The 20053-nt window shown below is 32.1% G+C and carries 16 protein-coding genes; 11 read left to right on the forward strand and 5 right to left on the reverse strand.

Features of this window, described 5'->3' with window-relative positions:
• Position 1: 1 nt before the first annotated feature.
• The 3 genes from AC2TDS_RS05045 (at position 2) to AC2TDS_RS05055 (ending at position 3259) form a co-directional block, all read left to right on the forward strand.
• Positions 2-334: a DUF4870 domain-containing protein gene (locus AC2TDS_RS05045; protein WP_484738029.1), complete on the forward strand. Its 333-nt coding sequence runs from the start codon at positions 2-4 to the stop codon at positions 332-334.
• A gap of 4 nt (positions 335-338) precedes the next feature.
• Positions 339-977: an alpha/beta hydrolase gene (locus tag AC2TDS_RS05050; RefSeq protein ID WP_484738030.1), complete on the forward strand. Its 639-nt coding sequence runs from the start codon at positions 339-341 to the stop codon at positions 975-977.
• A 1004-nt stretch (positions 978-1981) separates the two neighbouring features.
• The gene (locus AC2TDS_RS05055; RefSeq protein WP_484738031.1) at positions 1982-3259 is read left to right on the forward strand and encodes a hypothetical protein; all 1278 of its coding nucleotides are present in this window, start codon (positions 1982-1984) and stop codon (positions 3257-3259) included.
• A 394-nt stretch (positions 3260-3653) separates the two neighbouring features.
• Here the strand turns inward: AC2TDS_RS05055 and bcp are convergent, their stop codons facing one another.
• Positions 3654-4106 (reverse strand): thioredoxin-dependent thiol peroxidase, encoded by a 453-nt coding sequence (gene bcp / locus AC2TDS_RS05060; RefSeq protein WP_484738032.1) that lies wholly within the window; start codon positions 4104-4106, stop codon positions 3654-3656.
• 113 nt (positions 4107-4219) lie between these two features.
• On the opposite strand from bcp, the gene AC2TDS_RS05065 reads away from it, so the two are divergent.
• Positions 4220-4855: an endonuclease III domain-containing protein gene (locus tag AC2TDS_RS05065; RefSeq protein ID WP_484738033.1), complete on the forward strand. Its 636-nt coding sequence runs from the start codon at positions 4220-4222 to the stop codon at positions 4853-4855.
• Between the two features lie 263 nt (positions 4856-5118).
• Here the strand turns inward: AC2TDS_RS05065 and AC2TDS_RS05070 are convergent, their stop codons facing one another.
• A complete protein-coding gene (locus AC2TDS_RS05070; RefSeq protein ID WP_484738034.1) occupies positions 5119-5703 on the reverse strand; it encodes an RNA polymerase sigma factor in 585 nt (194 codons plus the stop codon).
• 778 nt (positions 5704-6481) lie between these two features.
• Here AC2TDS_RS05070 and AC2TDS_RS05075 point away from each other — a divergent pair.
• The 3 genes from AC2TDS_RS05075 to uvrA all read left to right on the forward strand — a co-directional run bounded on the left by AC2TDS_RS05075 (position 6482) and on the right by uvrA (position 11152).
• Entirely contained in the window at positions 6482-7126 is a 645-nt protein-coding gene (locus AC2TDS_RS05075) for a hypothetical protein (RefSeq protein WP_484738035.1), read from the forward strand.
• Positions 7110-7850, forward strand: a complete 741-nt coding sequence (locus AC2TDS_RS05080; protein ID WP_484738036.1) for a hypothetical protein — start codon at positions 7110-7112, stop codon at positions 7848-7850. Before AC2TDS_RS05075 ends, AC2TDS_RS05080 begins: the two co-directional genes overlap by 17 nt.
• A gap of 509 nt (positions 7851-8359) precedes the next feature.
• The gene (uvrA, locus tag AC2TDS_RS05085) at positions 8360-11152 is read left to right on the forward strand and encodes an excinuclease ABC subunit UvrA (RefSeq protein ID WP_484738037.1); all 2793 of its coding nucleotides are present in this window, start codon (positions 8360-8362) and stop codon (positions 11150-11152) included.
• A 132-nt stretch (positions 11153-11284) separates the two neighbouring features.
• Here the strand turns inward: uvrA and AC2TDS_RS05090 are convergent, their stop codons facing one another.
• From AC2TDS_RS05090 to AC2TDS_RS05100, 3 genes are all read right to left on the reverse strand, one after another.
• Entirely contained in the window at positions 11285-11755 is a 471-nt protein-coding gene (locus tag AC2TDS_RS05090) for a hypothetical protein (protein WP_484738038.1), read from the reverse strand.
• A gap of 291 nt (positions 11756-12046) precedes the next feature.
• Positions 12047-12673: an HmuY family protein gene (locus tag AC2TDS_RS05095; protein ID WP_484738039.1), complete on the reverse strand. Its 627-nt coding sequence runs from the start codon at positions 12671-12673 to the stop codon at positions 12047-12049.
• 15 nt (positions 12674-12688) lie between these two features.
• Complete coding sequence (locus AC2TDS_RS05100; protein WP_484738040.1) at positions 12689-14794, reverse strand: TonB-dependent receptor plug domain-containing protein; 2106 nt, start codon at positions 14792-14794, stop codon at positions 12689-12691.
• 53 nt (positions 14795-14847) lie between these two features.
• Between AC2TDS_RS05100 and AC2TDS_RS05105 the strand changes: the two genes are divergently transcribed.
• From AC2TDS_RS05105 to AC2TDS_RS05120, 4 genes are read left to right on the forward strand one after another with little or no spacing between them, the layout of a single operon-like run.
• Positions 14848-15753: a DUF6607 family protein gene (locus AC2TDS_RS05105; RefSeq protein WP_484738041.1), complete on the forward strand. Its 906-nt coding sequence runs from the start codon at positions 14848-14850 to the stop codon at positions 15751-15753.
• A gap of 48 nt (positions 15754-15801) precedes the next feature.
• On the forward strand, positions 15802-17295 hold the full coding sequence (locus AC2TDS_RS05110) for an ankyrin repeat domain-containing protein (protein WP_484738042.1): 1494 nt from the start codon (positions 15802-15804) through the stop codon (positions 17293-17295).
• A gap of 3 nt (positions 17296-17298) precedes the next feature.
• Positions 17299-17790 (forward strand): DUF2271 domain-containing protein, encoded by a 492-nt coding sequence (locus AC2TDS_RS05115; RefSeq protein ID WP_484738043.1) that lies wholly within the window; start codon positions 17299-17301, stop codon positions 17788-17790.
• A 12-nt stretch (positions 17791-17802) separates the two neighbouring features.
• On the forward strand, positions 17803-19998 hold the full coding sequence (locus AC2TDS_RS05120; protein WP_484738044.1) for a PepSY domain-containing protein: 2196 nt from the start codon (positions 17803-17805) through the stop codon (positions 19996-19998).
• The last annotated feature ends 55 nt before the right edge of the window (positions 19999-20053 follow it).

A 20053-nucleotide genomic window follows, 5' to 3' on the forward strand; every position in this document is an offset into this window, starting at 1 on the left:
TATGAGTAATTTATCTACCATAGAAGAAGGAAAAACCAATGCTGTAATAAGTTACTTAACCGTTATAGGTACACTGATAGCGTTTGTTTTAAACAATTCTAAACGAAATTCTTTCACCAGTTTCCATATTAGACAAAACATTGGGTTAAATGCCCTTTATTTTTTAAATCAATGGGTAATTTATAAGTATTTTGGATGGTTGGCTTTCGGTTTTATAGGTTTTATTACTTTTGCCCTTTGGTTTATAGGACTTATGGGCGCATTAAAAGGCGACAAAAAACTAGTTCCTATTTTCGGAGAACATTTTCAAAACTGGTTTAAATCACTACAATAAATAAATGGACTTACAATATCTCGTTCGAAATCCTAAAAAAGAGGTAAAAAACCCTCCTTTGTTAATCCTATTGCACGGCTACGGAAGTAATGAACAGGATTTATTTTCCTTTGCTGAAGAATTGCCTGATGATTTGTTAATTGTTAGCGCACGAGCTCCGCTTGATATGGGATATGGTAGTTATGCTTGGTATGCCATTAATTTAGACGCTAACAATGGTAAATTTTCTGATATACCTCAAGCAAAAAAATCAATTCAAAAGATCGCAGACTTTATTGACGGTGTGAAGCAGAAGCACAATACAAACCCGACAAAAACATTCTTGTTAGGTTTTAGTCAAGGGGCTATTTTAAGCTATGCCTTAAGTTTAAATTATCCAAATAAAGTTCAACATGTTCTTGCTTTGAGTGGTTATATAAATCATGATTTACTTCCTGAAAATATTAGTAACGAAATTAATACTGATTACTATATTTCTCATGGCACAGTAGATCAAGTATTACCTGTTGATTGGGCTAAAAAAGCTCCTATATTTTTATCTAATTACAACCTACAACATGAATATTCTGAATATCCTGTAGGTCATGGTGTTGCACCACAAAACTTTTACAGTTTTAAAAATTGGATTCAAAAGAGACTCTAATAATTGTTCAAACATATTATTTCTAAATTTTTAATACCTTACATAAAAACGTTTGTATGTAATTATTTAGAAAAACTTGTTTAATATATTAAATCAAGGTACTCTTTATACCAGTTATTATTTAAATTCACTGTAAAATGAATAGTTTTTTCTTTATATTAAGATAAAAAAATCAATAATAGCAGTAGCTATGATTGATTTTTTATATCGAAATAGCATTGGAAAAAGGACGTTTTATTACGATAAATTAAAATGGTAAATGGTAAATAATATAACTATATACTCGTTGTGTATAGAACAACTTTTTGAACTTAAAAGTAACGTGATAATAGCAAAAATCATAAAAATGGGCTCAAGTAAGAAGCTGTTATTTATATCCTAACGTTTGAAATTGGAAATAAAATAAGTATCTTAGCACAAAATTTAACATAAATAGGAATATTTTACAAACCAACTAAACTCCTATTTATAGTTTAACTTAGCAACTTATAGTTTAACTTAGCAACAAATAAGAACTACTATTACTACAAAGAAAGAACGCTATTTTCTACTACTATAAAAAATAAGCGTTTACATGTAAGCAGCAAGCTTACGCTATTAAGTATTTTAATGAACTTTTAATAAGGATGTACAATGAAAAAAGTAAATACTGAAACGCCTTGTAGTATTGTTAACGACAATTTTTTACAACTCAAACTCTTCAAAAACTTGGACGGAAAACTTTCAATCCACAACATTAGCAGCTACATAAATGAGTTTGAGAAATACACCCATCATCAATTTAGGGATTCTTTTAATAAGCCTATGAGCTTTTACATTTCACTTAATTAAACTTAGTTAATGTTTTCGAACCATAATTGCGTTCAATTTAGTTTATGCTAATGACATAATACTATTCTGGATTTTGTTTCGATTACCTTTTCTAATTACTCTGTATCACAAACAATTTTACTGTTTTCTGACAGTGAGCTAATAACTCAATTCAGAATATCAACTTAAAATTTATGAAAAAATTCAATACAAACAATTACTGGATATTACTAATTTTAATGATTTTAGTCCTATCCTGCCAAGAAGACAATTCCATTACAGATAACAATGAACTTGAGAGCAAATTACTTTCAAAAAATATCTCAGATAGATTCTTTTTTCAAGAGCCTACCACCAAAACATCCGAAACACTTTCCGTTGTAAATTCAGAAACGATTGCTGAGGCCATAGAAAGGGGAGCTAATTGGATTGGAAACAATACCTATTATGAATATGTTATCAAAATACCATCAGGCACGTATAAAATAAATGGCGGTAATCACTCAGACGAAGGTGCCATTCATATTGAAAACATCAAATTACCCATGTATTCTAACATCGTTTTTCTAGGAGCTAGCCCAAATAAGGTAACATTGGTAATTGATAATTTTACAGCAATAGGAGTGTCTATAAAAAATAGTAGTGGTATTAAATTTCAAGGAATCACCTTTGACAGATCTCAAGCATCTGTTAGTCAAGGTGTTTTTGAGCAATACTATAAAGAAGAAGGTAATCATTATATAGAATTAGCCATCGAAAATGGCTTTGCTACGCCCAATGAAATATATCAACTATCACCTGAAGTTCCAGTGAATACTGGCAGGTATTTAAAACGATATATACGTCAAAATGAACATGATAAACCTCAAACTGAAGCAAATGGAGAACTGTTTGCATGGGATACTCCAATTCATGTTAAAGAAAATATCTGGAGGTTTACTATTACGTCAGGAGTTAATCTTCTTAACGAGAATGGTAGTTATTTATCGAAAGGAGACTTAATAGCGATTAAATCAAAATGTGTTGGACTAGCTTATGACGTATTTAAAAGCAATAGAATTCAATTTGTAAATGTTCATTGGAGAAAATCTACAAGAGGTATTATAAGAAATATATGTAAACATGTATTGTTTAAAAAATGTAAACTTATAACAGAAACCTATGGTGGTAAGATAGCTGCATTAACTTCTCCCGGAGGCGGCCCTCAAATAGGAGAACCGAATGATACTAATGCAATATATAATGTTAGATTAGATTCAAATGACTTTTCCAACTCAGGAGGTAATGGTATTAGCTTATTTAATGTTCAGAAAGTAAGAATTGTGAATAATGATATTAACAATAATTTTATAAATGGAATTGTTTTTAATAGCAGCGTACAATTATATAACATTTGCATAAACCAATATAACACCATCACAAACAACAACATAATCGCAAACAACTCTACTTATTCTACTATGTGTCATTAACTCATAGTATACCCCTGTTTTTTGACATCAGTCAATTAATAGAAAATAGTTGTTACACAAGGTTCTACCAACTATTTCAGTTTGTTTTAAGATATTAAGAACCAAACGTTAAAAAAAAGCAACTTCAAAAATACATAAGGAAGTTGCTTTTTTTACTTAAATTATACTGCATCTATTTTAGTTTTATACGCCAAATAAAACCATTGACCAACCCTAAACAGGTAAATCTCGATCTATTTAAACGGACACCCTGTGTATAAATAGGAAAGACACCGCACAAAAACAGTTAAAAAATCTCTCTATCTCCAAGGCTTTATTTCACATATGTTTTCTAACTAATACCTTTTACTATTTGAATTTACGGTAAATTCAAACAATAACTGGTATAAAATGATTACCCTAAAATTTGATTTGAGTGCTCTTTCGTTTTAACTTTAGTTATTACTTCTTCTATAATTCCTTTTTCGTCAATTACGAAAGTTGTTCTATGTATTCCATCATATTCTTTGCCCATAAATTTCTTAGGCCCCCAAACACCAAAAGCGTTAATAACATCTTTATCTTCATCTGCTAAAAGCGGAAATGGTAAATCGTGCTTCGTAATCCAGTTTTGTTGACGTTTCGCGCTATCTGCGCTCACTCCTAAAATCTCATAGCCCTTAGCCAAGAAAGTTTCATAATTATCTCTTAAATTACACGCTTCCGCAGTACAGCCTGGTGTACTAGCCTTTGGATAAAAGAAAACCACCAATTTCTTTCCTGCGTAATCCGTTAACTTCCTAACATTCCCTTTTTCGTCTTTGGCTTCAAAACTTGGGGCTTTATCTCCTTTATTTAATGTGATCATTCTTATGTGTGTTTTAATTTTTTGAATTCCAAAGTTACAAATTAGTCAAGAAATTATAAAGCTAAGCTCATAACTTTGTAACTTTGTAAGAATTAACTTTGATATTTATTCGTATGACAAAAGCAGCAAGGGTACAGTTTGTTATTAACACTTTAGAAGACTTATATCCTGAAACGCCAATACCACTAGACCATAAAGATCCGTATACCTTGCTAATAGCTGTTTTAATGTCTGCACAAAGTACCGATGCTAGGGTCAATACTATTACTCCTTTACTATTTGAAAAGGCAGATAACCCATATGATATGGTAAAACTAACCGTTGAAGAAATTAGAGCTATTATAAAGCCTGTTGGTTTATCTCCTATGAAATCAAAAGGAATTCATGGTTTATCTAAAATTTTAATTGAAAAGCACAATGGTAAGGTTCCTGCAGATTTCGAGGCATTGGAAGAACTCCCTGCGGTTGGCCATAAAACGGCAAGTGTTGTGATGGCACAAGCATTCAACATTCCTGCTTTTCCGGTTGACACACATATTCATCGTTTGATGTATCGGTGGAATTTATCTAATGGAAAAAATGTAGTTCAAACAGAAAGAGATGCAAAAAGATTATTCCCTAAAGAATTATGGAATAAATTACACTTACAAATTATTTACTATGGTAGAGAATATTCTCCTGCAAGAGGTTGGGATATTAACAACGATGTTATCACCAAAACTATCGGAAGAAAATCTTTATTAAAATAGTTTATAACAAAATCTTCTTTGCATAAAAAAAGCCTCAATGTTGATTGAAGCTTTTTCCACACTTAATTCAAATTCAATTCAATAATATAATTTGACTTTGTTTTTACCACTTCCAATGTTTTTGAATAATCTATCAAAAACTGAATTGTTTCTTTTTTTGGTCTCATTTTAAAGTCCGAGGACATATTAGCGTAGAGTTCCGTCATATATTCATATTTAATTTGTTTCCAAAATAAATAACGGTGTAGTTCTATAAATATTGCCTAATCAACTAAAATAATATTGTTTTTCTCTACGATCTTTCTCAAATTTATTAATGCATATCGCATTCTTCCTAAAGCCGTATTAATGCTAACCCCTGTATTCTCTGAAATTTCGTTAAAACTCATATCGTTGTATATTCTCATCATCAAAACTTCTTTTTGCTCTTTTGGAAGTTCATCAATGAGTACTCTTACGTCTTCAAGAATTTGTTCTTTTATTATTTTATTTTCTATATTCAAAGCACCGTCGCTCAAAACAGAAAAAATATCAAACTCATCAGAATTATTAAACTTCGGCATTCTATTGCTCTTTCTAAAATAATCTATAACTAAGTTGTGAGCTATCCGCATGACCCAAGGCAAGAACTTACCTTCTTCATTATAATTACCTCTTTTCAAGGTTCTTATCACTTTAATAAAGGTGTCTTGAAAAATATCTTCTGTTGAGTCTCTGTCTTGAATTTTATTGTATATAAAACTATACAATCTTTGTTTGTGACGTTTAATTAATATTTCTATAGCAATCTCATTTCCGTTAATATAGTCTTTTACTAAAACACTATCTACTACAACATTTTTGTCCATATAATTACTTTTATAAAAGAAAGAATAAACTCTCTTTTAGGTTAGGGGTAAAACTCTTTTTTAAAAGTAATTATGTTCTATAGGCGTTAAATATTGATTAATAACTATTTACAAATATTGCCTTTTTTATGTAGAAATGCAAATATTATCAATGTTTTCATGAAAAAAATTACAATTAATCTATTTTATTAGGAGAAATTCACAATAAAAAGCAAGTAATATTTCAACCTAAAAAACTGGTTTTAAAACTGTTTTATTAAAAACAGTCTTTTCTTAAATTAAGGTTACTTCTCTAAAAAAGTATCTAGGTTTACCCACTGTTTCCCTATGACCCCGATACCTTTTCATCAAAAATCTAGTCTCATTTTAAGAGGAATACACCTGATCTCTCTATAAAAATGAAAAAAACTTAGCATGCATAAGTTTAGCACCATCGCTTACTCTGCCCTTCTAAATTCAGGATCTCACTATTTTACAAATTTCATCTTTTAAGAAAACCTTTTCAAATACTCTTAAAAACAAGAAACCAAATACTTATACCTAGAACACTAGGTATAAACCATTAGAATTCAACTAGGGTATATAGGTATTGTAAATCAAAAGGTTATAAACTAATTTTGATAACATAGAAAGGAATATTTAATTCTATTTTAAGAAAACTTTAGAGCGCTCTATTATAGTTTTCGATTATAATAAGTAGAGATCAGAAACTACTTTAAAAAACGAGGCGGCTCCCGAAAAGCCATATGAGTAGGAACCAAACATAAAAACTATAAATATGTCAACTTTAACATCAGTAGATGCTGTAATGCATTTAAATTCTAAACCATCTGTGGTTAATTTTACTGAAACTGTACAAACTCAAGAAACAACAGAAGGCTATAATGTTATCACAATTACACCTAGCGGTAATTATTCTGTAAATTCTTTAATTAAATATGGTGGAGATTCTAAGAACATTCCTGTTCCAGCCGGATCACCTGTTGTTTACCCATTAATCCAAAACTTCGGAAACAATATTGTTCAAGTTCAAAACTTAAACACACAAGAAGGTACTAGTTTTCGTGCTGGATGGTATTCTTTAAGTGAGGCACCTTCTTTCCAAATTAACAACCAAAATAAACCTGTAGGACAGTATCAGTCTATAGGTGGGCAAACTACTTCAAGCATCCAAACATTAACACTAACTGCAAGAAGCACTGAAGCGACTTTAGCTTTACTTATAGTAGGATCTAACAAACCAATTCCTGTCTTTTTAAATGTTGATAAAGCAACATTACCTCCACAATGGGCAGCTCTTGACAATTGTATATTTGAAAGTGGAAACACGTATCAAACATCACAAAACTTTTATGGTCAAACTGTATACATGGTTAACATTTCTTTGACATCTGGAGCAAAATTTGATGCCAGAATTCAATAAGAATTTAAAAACAAATAAAGGGTCTTATCGTTTTTTTAAAACGATAGGGCTTTTTATCCTACTAACAGTATTGCTCAATTCTTTTATTACGGTTAAAGAAAAAAAATTAGCAATTAACAGTACGACCAAACTAAATAGATTTGATTCTGCTAAAACTTACCTTAACCTTCCTTGTCCAGTAATTTGGACTATAAAAGTTAACAACAATTACCAACACCAAATTTCTGTATTTTCATCAAATTGGGATACCCTCATAAATACCGCTGAAGGTACTCCAATCAATTACTCCTTTTGGAGAGAAGCAGAAGATGGTTTCCATGAGATCGCAAACTTATCAAATAGCAATAAAAATGATATACAAGTTGGTCTATTCTCTCCTATCCAAAATGCTGATACTATAATTTCTAATTCAGGTATGGTTACTTTGTCTCAATTCGCTTCGGTTGAATACACCTCAAAAGGTTTAACCACAATTCGCTTAAAAGATACTAGTGGAAAAAACAGCTTAATTTATTGCTTTTTTGGTATTGACTCCGTTGTCCCTGTAGCACTAAACACAGACCCTGACAACATCCCTCCTCATATGAAACCCATAAAAAACCTTAAGTCCGTAATTGGAAACCAATATGAATTCAGAGCTCGTTGGCATAACAAGAGAATATTTATGGTAAACCTCTCTCCTATTGAAAATAATCATATTACTATTGATTTTTTCTCTGGGTAACTGCTTTCTTTAAAAAAGATTTCAAGTTTATAAATTCTAAAACTATCTTATCTCATTTACCATTTGGATTTACCGTAAAAGTAAATTCAAACAATAACTGGTATTAGTACTTCATTTAGTATTCACGGCATATTCCATGATTCAAAAAGATAACGAACTAGGACGGTATCTTGATTTCATTGGGTACGTATATATTTATTCAGTAACTATTGAAATTTGAAATTACTTTTAAATTTCCTATTCTCAATATAAAATTTCAAATAACTATCGGCATTATACCATCGTAGTACTAGTGAAAAATAGCGTTAAATTTGTATAAAAAGATGCTAAATACAGATACTATTTCTTTTGAACATGCTGTTGTTTCGTGCACAAAGTGTTACCTCAACCAACTTCACCCCTATTCTGATGCATTCTTTTATAGAAACTTAAAATTTTAATCTATACACGCTTTTTAATTTCATTTCAACCGATAAAACCGTATTTTTAACGCTTATTTTTTTGAGTAAATGAAAATTGACATTTCTACTATCGACCCTAAAGAAAACATTATCATTAAAGGTGCGAAACTGCATAATTTAAAAGATATCGATGTTGTAATTCCACGTAATAAACTGGTAGTAATTACTGGGCTTTCAGGTTCTGGAAAATCATCTTTAGCCTTCGATACGCTCTATGCGGAAGGACAAAGGCGTTATGTTGAAAGCTTATCGTCATATGCACGTCAGTTCTTAGGAAAACTTCACAAACCTAAGGTCGATTATATAAAAGGGATAGCACCTGCTATTGCTATTGAACAAAAAGTAAACTCAACAAACCCTAGATCAACGGTAGGGACCTCCACTGAAATTTACGATTATATCAAATTGTTATATGCTCGTATTGGAAAAACCTACTCTCCTGTTTCTGGTAATGAAGTAAAAAAAAATACCGTTACCGATGTTATTAATTTTGTAAAGAAGTTTGACGAGCGAACAAAGCTTTTGCTCCTTGCTCCTATCACCATCAATAAAAACAGGAAATTAGAAACTGTTTTACAAGTGTTAACCCAACAGGGATACGCTCGTTTAAAATATAAGGGAACTGTATACAGAATTGATGATTTTCCTACACACGATTTTAAAGGAAATACGCTTTTTTTGGTAGTTGATAGAATTGTTGTAAAAGACGAAGAAGATTTTTACAATCGCTTGGCTGACGCCATTCAAACAGCCTTTTTCGAAGGAAAAGGAATTTGTTATATCGATGATTTATCAACAAGTAAAACAACTCCCTTTAGTAATAAATTTGAATTAGATGGTATTACTTTTTTAGAACCTAACACCCACTTTTTCAGCTTTAACAATCCGTATGGCGCCTGTCCAACTTGTGAAGGCTATGGAAATATAGTTGGTATTGATGAAGAATTGGTTATTCCTAATACGGGCCTTTCAATATACCAAGAAGCTATTTTTCCATTTAAAACTGATAGTTATAAAAAATACAAAAACGACTTAATTCTTAATGCCAGTGAATTTGATATTCCTATTCACAAACCTTGGTTTGAGCTTTCAGACAAACAGAAACAACTTGTTTGGGACGGAACGAAAAAGTTCAAAGGAATTCATCATTTATTTAAAAAACTAGAAGAAAAAAGCTATAAAATACAAAATCGAGTAATGCTTTCGCGCTATCGAGGAAAAACTACTTGTACTGAGTGTAATGGAAAACGCTTGCGCAAAGAAGCGAATTACGTGCAAGTATTTGGAAAAACTATTTCCGAACTAGTTACCATTCCTTTAGATGAGCTAGCGGTGTTTTTTAACGCCATAAAACTTGATACATACGAAGCAAAAATAGGAAAGCGTTTACTTACAGAAATTAACAGTAGACTTCAATTTTTACAAGATGTAGGCTTGCAGTATTTAACCTTAAATCGCACATCAAACACCTTATCAGGAGGAGAAAGTCAGCGGATTAATTTAGCCACCTCACTAGGCAGTAGTTTAGTTGGCTCTATGTACATCTTAGATGAACCAAGCATCGGACTTCACCCTAAAGATACTGAAAGACTTATACAAGTACTTAAAAGCCTTCGTGATCTTGGAAATACCGTTATTGTAGTTGAACATGATGAAGACATTATGAAAGAAGCTGACTATATTATTGATATTGGCCCTGAGGCAGGAACTCACGGTGGTAACGTTGTAGCTGAGGGTTCTTTTAAAGAAATTTTAACCTCTAATTCTTTAACCGCAAAGTATTTATCTGGTGATTTAATGATTGATATTCCTAAACAACGTAGAAACTCTAAAAACACCATTAATATCGTTGGCGCCAGAGAAAATAACTTAAAGAACATCGATGTTTCTTTCCCTCTAAATACGCTGACAGTAATTACTGGGGTTTCTGGTAGTGGTAAAAGTACGTTAGTCAAGAATATTTTATACCCTGCTATGCAGAAGCAGCTTATAGGGTATGGTAATAAACTCGGTCAACATACCGAAATCAATGGAAGTTTCGATTCTTTAAAACATGTTGAGTTTATCGATCAAAACCCAATCGGACGCTCTTCGCGCTCTAACCCTGTAACCTACATTAAAGCTTACGATGACATCCGTAAATTGTTTTCTTCGCAAAAACTCTCTAAAATCAGAAACTATCAGCCTAAACATTTTTCTTTTAATGTAGAAGGTGGTCGTTGTGAAGTTTGTAAAGGTGAAGGTGAAGTTACTATTGAAATGCAATTTATGGCGGATGTGCATTTACAATGCGAAACTTGCCATGGTAAACGATTTAAAAAAGAAGTTCTAGAGATTAATTTTGAAGGAAAGAACATTGATGATGTCCTGAGTTCTACTATTGATGATGCCGTCGATTTTTTCTCAGAAAACAACCAACCGAAAATAGCTAAAAAACTAAAACCTCTGCAAGATGTTGGTTTAGGGTATGTTCAATTAGGGCAATCGTCTTCAACTCTTTCTGGAGGAGAAGCACAGCGTATAAAACTGGCTTCTTTTCTCGTTAAAGGAACCACTAAAGACAAAGCCTTATTTATTTTCGACGAGCCTACTACTGGTTTGCATTTTCACGACATTAAAAAATTACTAAATTCATTTAATGCACTTATTGAAAGAGGCCATTCTATAATTGTTATTGAACATAATATCGAACTTATTAAATGTGCCGACTATATTATAGACCTGGGTAAAGAAGGTGGAATACATGGTGGAAATCTAATTTTTGCAGGCACTCCAGAAGAATTAATCAAAAATAAATTGTCTTATACTGCTGCCTATTTAAAAGAAAAAATAATTCATTAACTTGAAGCCAATGAAAAGATTGAAGCTATGCTATATACCACAACTTCAATCTTTTTGTTTAATACCAGTTATTGTTTGAATTTATAGTAAATTCAAACAATAACTGGTATAACTACTTTCAAAGAAACAATGTTAGCAAATAAACATTCCTCCGCAACCATCACTGGTAACAGTGAAGCTCACCACGCCTGTAAAGGGACCTGCGTCTATATAAATTGTATACGTTTCACAGGGGCTTAATACCCAATTTGTATTTCCGTTATGAGTAACGTTGCCAATATCAACCATAACCCCTAAGGAGTTATAAATTTCATATGGCTTTACAGTTCCAATAGCCATTGCTCCTGTTCCTAAATAATAAAACTTAACCTTAAAACCATAGCCGCAAGGAGTTACTGAATGAACAGCTATCGTGGGAAATTTGACATTTTTCTTGGGACTTCTTGCTGAATTTAGTGGTGGTTGATTTAGCTGTAAAGTTTCTGAAGGTAAATGTTCTTCCTTTGGTGAACATGCGATAAAAAGCACAGAAACTAACAACATTAAATAGGCTTTGTTTAGGAAACGTTTTCCTAGCATTCTACTTTTAAAATATTTGACCATAATTAGTAATTGTTTAATGTTAACTAACCTATAGTATGTGGTATAGAAAATAATTACCCATGTAAACTCAAATTATGCATACAAAAACCAATTATATATTCAAATAATGCCAATTCTTAGGTAAAGTTACATAACCACTTCCTTGTAGTTATGTTTATGTCTCATCTATAGATCGGTATTTACTTATAAACATGAAAACATATTCCAAAGAACTAAAAAAAGAACAGCCCAGTTCAATATGGAACTAGGCTGTTCAACGTAACAAAAACTAACAAAATTCAATAAATATATTTACTGAAAACTTTTATCACCTACATTAGGGTTATACACATAATTGAAAGTGAAATATTTTCCATTGGCAGGGTTGCTTGCATCTTTATCTTTATAGTAACTTACTATTTCTATTTTTGCATAGTTCCCTTCTATTGTTTTAACCACGATAATTTTTCCTGCAGTTGGAAGAATTTGATGAAGTGGAGATCCTGTATAAGTATACCATCCATTTCCACTTCCTGTTGGTAAGGCAAATGTATCTTTGGCGTCTTGTTTAAACTCACTATCAGCAGGCGCTTCTGTTACATTGGCAAATGTATTCGACACCACTGACAAAGAAGCATTACCTGTTCTATTCGGCTCTTCATTTATACTTTCTATATTTGCTCCTCCATTCACAATTATTTGCGTTGCACGAAAGCCGATATCCCAATTATCATCGGTAACTTCTTTTCCTTCTTTAAAACTAAATTTGGCAAAGTCACCAGTATAATTTCCACCACCTCCTCCAGATAGCGCCGCAAAATTTTCTATAGTTTTACTCTCTACAGGTTTAATGATTGGTTCATCTGTGTTCTCATCACTACAAGATGTTACAACAAAAGCTATAGTTAAAGCTACTAAAATTGATTTTAAATTTCTCATTTGATAATCCTATTGTTAAATATTAATTTGTATTCTTCCGTAATATGTTCTTTCTAACTGCAGAAAGCTGTCATTGTTTTCAAATAGCTCTTTATTTTGATTTCCGTTTGAATTAAATACATTATCAACACCGAATAATATATTCATAAAACCCAATAGCGTTTTTTCAACAGCCATATTTACTTGGGTGTTTGATTTTACAAAACTGTCAAAGTCGTCAATCACAGAATTATTGTTTGAATCAAATGGTGCAAACTTACTTCTGTAAATCCCTCTAATATTTACAGAGAAATCGTGTTGATAGTTTTCATAGAATACCTTTGCATTAAACATATGTCTTGATCGATTCACCAACCCAAAATACGAGGAGCGATCTAACTGTTGAGAAACTCCCATGGCGTCTTTATAAAAAATACCCTCATTAACACGATCTATTTCCTCTTGATTACCTGTATCTAGATATTGGTATCCTGCTAATAATTGAACATTATTATTCATTTTATAATTGATATCCAATTCAATACCTTGTGTAAAAACCGTGTTAATATTTCTATAAGAAAAGGTTCTTGTAGCTCCCGGTAGCCCAAGATCTGTAGGATCTAAACGGGTATCAAAAGTATCAATAAGGTCTTTGATATTATTTCGAAAGCCATTAACCATCACTTTTACCCCTTGGATTGGAGTCAATTGAAAACCAACATTGTATCCTATAGAACTTTCTGGTTTCAATTGTTTCTCAATATTTTCGACACTACTGACATCTCCATACAAATTATGCAGCGTATGTGTTCCTAAAACAATATAACCATTGGTTATATTTCTAAAATCAAAAAACAGTTGTCTAAAATCAGGCACTTTAAACCCAAAGCCTACAGAAGCTCTTAGAGTAAGTACATCGTTGATTTCATAACTTGTAGATATTTTCGGGCTAAATGCAGCTTGATAACTATCACTAAAATCATGTCTTGCACCGGCTACAACATTTAATTTTTCAATAGGGTAAAAATCGTATTGTGCAAAAGCGTACCCTGCTTTATATTGCTTTTCTCCATTTATTGATGATCTGTCGAGACCATCGAAATTACCTCCTACTCCAGCTATTAAAGTACCCGAGCTCTTCCAGTCAATTTTTGTTCTAATTTCGGGTCTAAATAAACTTCTATCAAATAACGCCGTTGAATTATTTAAAGTGCTCTTTGTTTTAAATCGGGTTCCATAAAAAGTATAATCAATATCCCAATAATCGGTAACACGTTGCGTGATTTTACTATTTACATTCCAGTCAGTTTGCGTATTGGTAACAGTATTGACATACTGATTTTGATGATAGTAACGTGCAGACACATCAAACGACAAGCTATTACTTAAATCGTACATTAATTGAGTGTTCGCAGTATAATTTTGATGAGGATATACAGTATTAGAAATTGTTAGAGGGGTTAAATCAAATCCTGCGCTTGAATTCAAATTGACACCTACAATTACGCCTAGCTTATTTTTTCGGTACGAAATGTCACCGTTGATGTCTAACTCATTCTTAGCTCCTCCTCTTGTTAAAATTTGATATTGACTTTTAAGTTGATCTTTGGTCGGTTTTTCAGTGATTATATTGATAACCCCTCCCATAGCTTCAGAACCATAAAGTGATGAAGATGGACCTTTAACAATTTCAATTTGTTTTATATTATTAACGGTGATCCTATTGAGATCAATATTACCTGATGTTCTTCCAACTATGGGCACACCATCAATCATAATTAAAGTATAGTCCGCTGCTATACCTTGAAGTTGAACTCCTTCAGAATTGCCAAAATCCTTAACAACAGTAATTCCAGTTTGCTCTAATAAAATGTCTCCTAATCTAACAGAACCTGATCTTTGTAACTGCTTTTTAGAAATTAATGTCACTGGCATCGGCACAGAAGATAGTTGCCTTGATGTTCTTGTTGCCGTAACAATAACCTCATCTAAATTGTTTACACTTATAGAGTCTATAACCTTTTCGCTGCCTTCCTTCTGAGAAAAAGCGGCAACACTTAAAAACACCACAACAATAACCAGCACCCTATTTAGAAACATTCTTAATAATTTTCTGCAAATATATATCTTATTTTTATTCATTCTAAATTAATTTTATATTTTTGTAAAAAATTTTTAACCTAAACAAAGACAGAATGAAAAAATCACTGTTACTATCTATTGTCGCAATAACTTTTGTTACTTTTAGTAATGCACAAAGTAAAAAGAGCAAAGACAGAGACGCTATAAAAAAAATGTGTGGGTGTTTTGAAGTAACCTTCAATTTTGCTGAGACGTTTAACTTTAGTAAAGACTCATTATATAAGCCTTCTAAAACCAAAACCGATAAAGCTTTAGAATACGCACAATTAATAACCGATGAAAACAATAAGATTTCTATTCAACACTTATTGCAAGTAGGTAATCCTTCAAGCCCACATATCATCAAACATTGGAGACAAGATTGGGTATATCAAAATACTGATTTTTATATGTTTAACGGAGACAACAACTGGCTTTATGAAAGTAAACCTCGTTCTGATGTAAAAAAACAATGGACACAAAAAGTATATCAAGTAGATGACAGCCCTCGCTATGAAGGATCAGGTACTTGGGTGCATGTTGACGGTAAAAGCTTCTGGGAAAACACCACAGATGCCCCGCTTCCAAGAAGAGAATATACTAAAAGAAGCGATTATAACGTAACTGTAAGAGGTAACAGGCATGAAGTTACTGATTATGGTTGGCTACATGATCAAGATAATAAAAAGGTTATACGAAAATCAGGTGAAAAAGATAGTATTCTTGCACATGAAAAAGGATATAACACGTATGTTAGAGTTCCTGATAGCAGATGTAAAGGAGCGCAAGATTGGTGGGAAAAACACACGGATAAATGGCAAGTGGTAAGAAACAAATGGGATGCCATTTACAATCGAAACACAAACCTTTCTCTAAAAAATAAAGTTGAAAATAAGCCTTTATACAAGCATCTGTTTTCTGAAAAAATGAACGACACAAACGAGATCAACGAAGTCATCGAGTCTTTTGTTAAGAAATAATATTTTTGCTTATTAATGTTGTACCATTTACCATTTGAATTTTGACCAATGAAAAATAAAAATCTAATATGGATGTTTCTGCTATGTATTAGTGCAGTAAACTCCCAAACCAACAATGATTTTTTGGATAGACAATTTTGGCAAACAGCGCCATCAAAAGAGTTAATTGATAAAAAAATAGCAGAAGGTCATGACCCAGCTGCTCTCAATACTTACGGGTTTGATGCCGTAGTATATGCCATTTTAGAAAAAGCTCCAAATGATGTAATCAAGTACCTTTTATCTAAAAAAGGAAATCCTGTTAACAAAATAACTCACGATAAAAGAACCTATGTTTTTTGGGCTGCTTACAAAAACAATATTGACTTAATGAAGCATCTAATTGCTCAAAAGGCAAGAATGGATCTAAAAGATTCTCATGGTTTTTCTGTACTAACCTTTGCGGCTGCCACAGGGCAAACGAACCAAGAAATTTATGATCTTTGTATCGAAAATGGTATTGATATAACAACTGATAAAGATGAATCTGGCGCCAATGCTTTACTGTTATTAATGCCACATTTGAAAGATCTTACACTTGTCGACTATTTTGTTTCAAAAGGACTAGACTTATTTAGTACTGATCTTAATGGAAATGGCGCTTTTAACTATGCTGCTAAGAAAGAAAACAAAGGCATCCTCAACCTACTAATAAAAAAAGGTCTACCTTATAAAAATCTAACTAAAAATAACGGTAATGCCATGTTAATGGCTACACAATGGTCAAGAAAAGGTTATAATTCTTTATCGTTCTTTACCTATTTAGAAGGCTTAGGAATTCAACCTAATGTCGTAAATAAAGAAGGTAAAACCCCTCTACACAATTTAGCTTACGGAAATAAGGATATAGAAACTTTTACTTATTTCCTTAGTAAAGGAGCCAATGTAGATACTGCTGATAAAAATGGAAATACTCCTTTGTTAAATGCGTCAGGAAGAAACTCTTTGGAGGTAATTTCACTTTTGTCTAACAAAACTGAAAACATTAACCATCAAAACAAAAAGGGGAATTCCGCACTTACAGCAGCGGTGCAAAGGAATTCTGTAGCTGTAGTAAAACATTTAATCCAACACAAAGCCGATGTTTTTGTAAAAGACAGTAAAGGTAACTCTTTACCGTACTACCTTGTTAAAAGCTACGATTCAAAAGTTCCAGATACATTTAAAGAAAAAATGACGCTTCTTGCTGAACAGGGTGTTAACCTGAAACAAGTTCAACACAATGGAAACACGTTATTTCATATCGCTTTAGATAAAAACAGTACCGATTTATTAAAGGAAGTGAATGCTTTAGGAATTGATGTAAACTCGAAAAATAATGAAGGTCTCACCGTATTGCACAAAGCAGTAATGCAGGCAAAAGACACTGACATTATAAAGTATTTATTAAGTATCGGTGCCAATAAATCAATTCTCACTAGTTTTGGAGAAAATGTGTATGATTTAGCAAAAGAAAATGAAGTATTAAATGCTCAAAATATTGATATAACCTTTTTAAAATAATTTATGAAAAGAACAAAACTAAACATCATCATTATTTTATGCTTGACATTTATTTTTGGACTATATGGTTTTACTAAAATAAATGAAAACACTACGTTTAAATGTATGATACAAATGAAAAATTACACTGGTGAAGGTGCCTATGTTGTCATTTCTTTATTAAAAGGTGAAGAATATGTTGAAACCTTATATGTTCAGGGTGATGACGATGAATGGTATTCTGACATTACCGAATGGTGGCAATTTCAAGGAAAAAAACGTACCGATATTGATGCTATCACCGGTGCCACCATTAGTGGTGGAAATAGAACTATTAGCCTTCTAAAAATTAACAATGACAAAATTGATAGTGGCTACAAAATACGGTTTGAATCGGCAGTAGAAGATCAAGAGTATTATAAAAATGATATTGAGTTTGAGCTTACTTCTGAACATCTTAAAGGTAAAATCGAAGGAAAAGGCTTTATTCGTTACGTTCGTTTAATGCCTCAGTAATAGTAAACAAATATGACCATTTCTATTTGGAGATATAGCCATGTGACACTGGCTATATCTTCTTTCATTTTTATACTTATTGCTTCTGTTACAGGTATCATTTTAGCCTTTGAGCCCATCTCAAAACAGCTAGAACCTTACCGTATTCAACATACAGAAAACACATCTCTTTCAACGACAATTACATCGTTAAAGAAAAGGTATGATGACATTGTATCTATCGAAATAGATAGAAATAATTTTGTAACCGCTACCGTAATTACTCAAAAAGAAGGAAGTACTTCTTTCTATATCGACCCTCTTACAGGCAAAAAGCTAGGCGATATTATAAAAAGGAAATCCATCTATAAATTTGCAACGAGCTTACACAGATCACTATTCTTAAAAACTACAGGAAGGTTTATTATAGGTTTTGTTTCTTTTTTACTCCTACTAATTGCCATTTCTGGCCTACTTTTAATTAGTAAAAGACAAGGGGGAATTACTCATTTATTTTCAAAAGTAGTAAAGGAAAATTTTGAACAATATTACCATATTATCATTGGAAGATATACCCTAATTCCCATTATCATCATTACCATCACTGGGATCTATTTATCACTCGACAAATTTTCACTACTACCCTCCAAAAAAATCAACCATTCTATACAGTTTGACCAAAAGGACAACTCTAAAAAAATTGCGATCACCGATTTTGAAAGTTTTAAAAACATCAAATTAAACACGCTAAAAAGTATTGAATTTCCTTTTTCTGATGATCAGGAAGATTATTTCTTTTTGAAACTAACCAACAAAGAACTAATTATTCATCAGTACACAGGAGCTATTATAAGTAGTGAAGACGTATCATTAAGCAGTATATTCTTCAATTGGAGTTTTATGATTCATACTGGTGACGGTACCTTTGTTTGGGCTATAATTCTACTACTATCTTGTTTAGCACTGTTATTTTTTATGTACTCTGGTTTTGCTATGACCTATGATCGAAAAAGAAAAAGTCTACTTCCTAAAAACAAATACAACAAAAATGTTGCGGAGTATATTATCCTTGTAGGATCAGAAACTGGTAATACTTATTCTTTCGCTATCTCTTTATATGAGGCTTTATTAGAACACAACCAAACTGTGTTTATTAGTAATTTAAACAACTATAGTACTTATGAAAAATGCAATTATCTAATTATTTTAACTGCTACGTATGGTGAAGGGGAACCTCCTGCAAATGCTACTAAATTCCAATCTGCATTTCAAAATACCCATTTAAAAACACCCATGAAATTTGCTGTTGTTGGTTTTGGATCGCTAGCCTATCCTAAGTTTTGTGAATATGCTGTTCAAGTAGATCATATGCTAGAAAAACACCCCGAATGCTCCCCTATTCTACCCGTTTGTAAAATCAACAACCAATCTTTTGATAGCTTTAAAAACTGGAGTATCAAATTTGGTCAACAACTAGGTTTGGAACTACAACTAACACAAAAAACACCCCGATTAAAGAAACAATATCCGTTTGAAGTTGTTGAAACTACTGAAGTCAATACAGACAGTACCTTTTTAATTCGACTACGACCCTCTAAGAAACTAAAATTTACATCGGGAGACTTGCTTTCCGTTAGACCTGAACAAGATGCTATTGAAAGACTATATTCAATTGGGAAAATTAACAACGATATTCTATTAAGCATCAAAAAACACGAATATGGTATCTGCTCTCGTTATTTTAGTCAACTAAAGTATACAGACATCGTAAGGGCATCCATAAAAGCAAACTCAAATTTCTATTTCCCTAGAAAAACTAAAGAAGTTGTTTTAATTGCCAACGGTACAGGTATTGCTCCATTTTTAGGAATGATACATGAAAATTATAATCAAGTTAAAACACATCTATTTTGGGGAGGAAGACGTACACAGTCATATGAAATATATGCTGAATTAATTGATGACGCTTTAAAAAACAACCATTTACATAGTGTACAGGTCGCCTACTCTCAAGAAAACAAGTCGAAAGAATATGTACAAGACTTAGTGTTAACAAAAGCAGCTATGGTTGCATCCATCCTAAAAAACGGGGGCTCTATTATGATTTGTGGTTCAGTTGCTATGATGAATGCAACCTTTAGCATTCTCGAAAAAATCACAATCTCTGAACTCAATATATCTTTAGATGCCTTTAAAAAATCCAATCAAATTAAAACCGATTGCTATTAAACCCGAACTATGTATTAGCACTTCAAAATGAGATTTTAATGAACGCTACATAATG

It is taken from the genome of Tenacibaculum profundicola (genome assembly GCF_057220795.1).